At 36.9% G+C, this 1,302-nt stretch carries 1 protein-coding gene; it reads left to right on the top strand.

Going from position 1 to position 1,302, the window contains the following annotated elements; genetic code table 11:
• The first annotated feature begins 125 nt into the window (after nt 1-125).
• Entirely contained in the window at nt 126-1,247 is a 1,122-nt protein-coding gene (locus tag H5072_RS19705; RefSeq protein WP_182694544.1) for a PepSY domain-containing protein, read from the top strand.
• Nucleotides 1,248-1,302 lie beyond the last annotated feature (55 nt).

Here is a 1,302-nt window from a genome sequence, read left to right as displayed (position 1 = left end):
TACCTAATTTAATAAGTGCGAAAAAATGCCGCACAACTCATATCAAAAACCATATAATATACCGCGTAATTAATCATTCCTTAATGCCCAATAAACCTGCATTACTCATTACGGCTATTTAATTAATGACACTAAAGCTTTCATGGCGAAAAACATTCAGGCGGTTACATTTATACTTAGGCCTATCAGTAGGTGTTTTACTTACTATTATCACTCTTTCTGGCTCTATATTAGTTTACTATCCGCAAATAGACTTACTGCTAAATCCAGCAAATGACGCTACTACAAACATAAAAACGCCTAATTGGGATCAAGCATATAATACGCTAAGAGCCAATTTCCCTTCAAAGCAAGGGCCATGGCGATTAGAAAACACAGGTATAAACTCAGTAATTCCCGCGCGATACTACAATCCAACAGAAACAAAAGAACAAGGCTTTGCCCCCTTAATGGTATGGCTATCTAGCAGTAGTGATAAAGTAATACGTAAAAACTATTGGGGAAAATACTTAGTAACTTGGATGTACAACTTACATTTTTCATTACTAACAGGAGCAACGGGCACTCTCGTCGTTGGCTATATAGGCATAGCCTCAATAGTTCTTCTTATCTCTGGATTCTTTGCTTGGTTTCCAAAGCCTGGGCAGTGGGTAAAGGCACTAAAATTTAAATCTCGTAGCTCTAAAATAGGTTTGCTATACGACTGGCATAAACTAATTGGTTTAACCTTCTGCATACCGCTACTAGCTTTAACTGTTACAGGTGTTATGCTCGCTATTCCAAAACAAACAGATCCTATATTAACCGCTCTAGTTAGCGATATAAACTCCCCACCAAAAAAACAAATTCAACCGAGCAAACAAACCGATATTCCTTTATCACAAGCGGTATTAATAGCTGAAAAAGCATTACCGAATGCGCGTTTAGCTTGGATTGAAACACCATCAAACTTAAATGCTATTTACAGATTAAGATTTCAAACTGTAAACGATCCTTCATATCGCTTTCCACATAGCTATATAGAGGTTAATGCACTTACAGGAAAGTTAGAGAGCGTGTTTAATATAGATAAGCAAAGTACGGCTAGTAAAATAAAAAACTGGATGCACCCTCTACATGACGGCAGCATTGGCGGTAACATTTTAAAAGTCATTTGGGTGTTAAGTGGCTTCGGATCTGCTGCATTGTTCATTATCGGCGCATATAGGTGGTTAGTTAGAACCAAGAGAATACAAAATAAACTTTAGTTGAAGGAGTACATGAATTGCTTTTCAGTAAGTCTTGTCGATAGTTTTTAATATA

The organism is Pseudoalteromonas sp. SR45-5 (assembly GCF_014163565.1).
Taxonomy (GTDB): domain Bacteria; phylum Pseudomonadota; class Gammaproteobacteria; order Enterobacterales; family Alteromonadaceae; genus Pseudoalteromonas; species Pseudoalteromonas distincta.
This window is presented reverse-complemented; position numbering and strand designations above follow the sequence as displayed.

What these genes read in the sequence shown, in the direction of transcription:
- H5072_RS19705 (WP_182694544.1), top strand. Translation starts at nt 126, where the DNA reads ATGACACTAAAGCTTTCATGGCGAAAAACATTCAGGCGGTTACATTTA.